Genomic DNA, 1,537 nt, shown 5'->3' on the forward strand with positions numbered 1-1,537 from the left:
ATATAAGGATTCTGGGGGATCGAGAATATTGAAAGATATAGCTGACTATTCAGCCAGAGGGCTAATGTCTGTACGGACACTTGGTTTTAACTATTCGCGTCGCAACGAAACCTATGTGTCAGGTTTTAGACCCGGAATAGGGGATGTTTTTGGTCAAAAAGGATCGGAATATGGGATGGTTCCGGGATTAGGATTTGCTTTTGGGCTCGAAGGAGGTAATGATTTTATTGAGAAGTCTATAGATAGAGGTTGGTTGGTAGGAAATGAGTTGAATGTTTCTCCTTCAGTATTTAACAATGCGGAGAAATTTGAATTTAGAGCGCAGATAGAGCCTTTTAAAGATTTCAAGATAGAGTTGAATGCTAATCATGAGAATAATAGAAGAACAGAAGTTCAATATATGTTATTAGATGGTGATACCCCAAACACAACACGGAATCTGGGTGGAAACTTTTCTATGACTACAATTGCATTAAGTTCAGCATTAAAGAGTAGTAATGCTAAAAATAATTATTATTCGAAAGCTTTTAATGACTTTCTAAAGAATAGGACTATTGTAAAAAATAGATTGGAAACTAAATATAGAAATACTAATTATCCGGTAGGAGGTTTCTTGTCCGAAGGTGGTTTTTTACATCAGGGCGATCGCTACAATCCTAATTATGGCGCTGTTGATATTAATTCTGCGGATGTGCTTATACCTGCTTTTATTGCAGCATATACAGGTCGTGATGTTGACAATATTTCTTTGACAGCTTTTCCTTCTTTATTGTCTATATTACCTAACTGGACAATATCTTATGATGGATTATCTAATGTTGCATTTATAAAGCAAAGATTTAAATCTATTCGTCTCAATCATGCATACAACTGTTTTTATCAGGTAAGTAATTATACTTCTTTCTCGAGTTGGCTGCAGGCCGGTGGACAAACAGATGATGATTTGGGTTATATACGCGATGTATTGAGTGGGAATCCAATACCTTCTTCCCCATATAATATATCATCTGTGGGTATATCAGAAGTTTTTAATCCGTTATTTGGAGTAGAAGGTGTTTTAAATAATAATATGTCTATAAATACTCGCTATAATAACGCTCGCACTTTGACTCTCAATATGGCATCATATCAAATAGTCGAGTCTTTACAAAAAGAATTTGTTGTAGGGATAGGCTATCGTATAAATGAATTTAATCGTTTGATCGGACTAACATCTAAAGATTCGAAACAATTTAATAATGATTTAAATGTTAAAGCGGATCTTTCGCATAAGACCGTAGAAGCATTACTCCGTAAAATTCAAGAGAATTTTACCCAAGCGACAAGTGGAACCACTGTTGTTACAATAAAAATATCGGCCGACTATGCTATGAGCAGATCTTTAACTTTAAGAGCATTTTATGATCGAATTCTCAATAAACCGTTAATTTCATCGTCAGCATACCCCACAACTAATAGTAATTTTGGTATAAGCCTGAAATTTATACTTATACAATAAAAAAATATTTATAAGTTTGTATTATGGAAAATATTTTAC

The 1,537-nt window shown here is 34.0% G+C and carries 1 protein-coding gene; it reads left to right on the forward strand.

Annotated elements, in window-relative coordinates; translation table 11 throughout:
* A partial coding sequence (gene sprA, locus JGH11_RS19970) for a cell surface protein SprA (protein ID WP_201114731.1) occupies positions 1–1,498 on the forward strand: 1,498 nt, incomplete at its 5' end.
* Positions 1,499–1,537: the final 39 nt, after the last annotated feature.

This window comes from Dysgonomonas sp. Marseille-P4677 (genome assembly GCF_016652235.1).
In the GTDB taxonomy this organism is placed as follows: domain Bacteria; phylum Bacteroidota; class Bacteroidia; order Bacteroidales; family Dysgonomonadaceae; genus Dysgonomonas.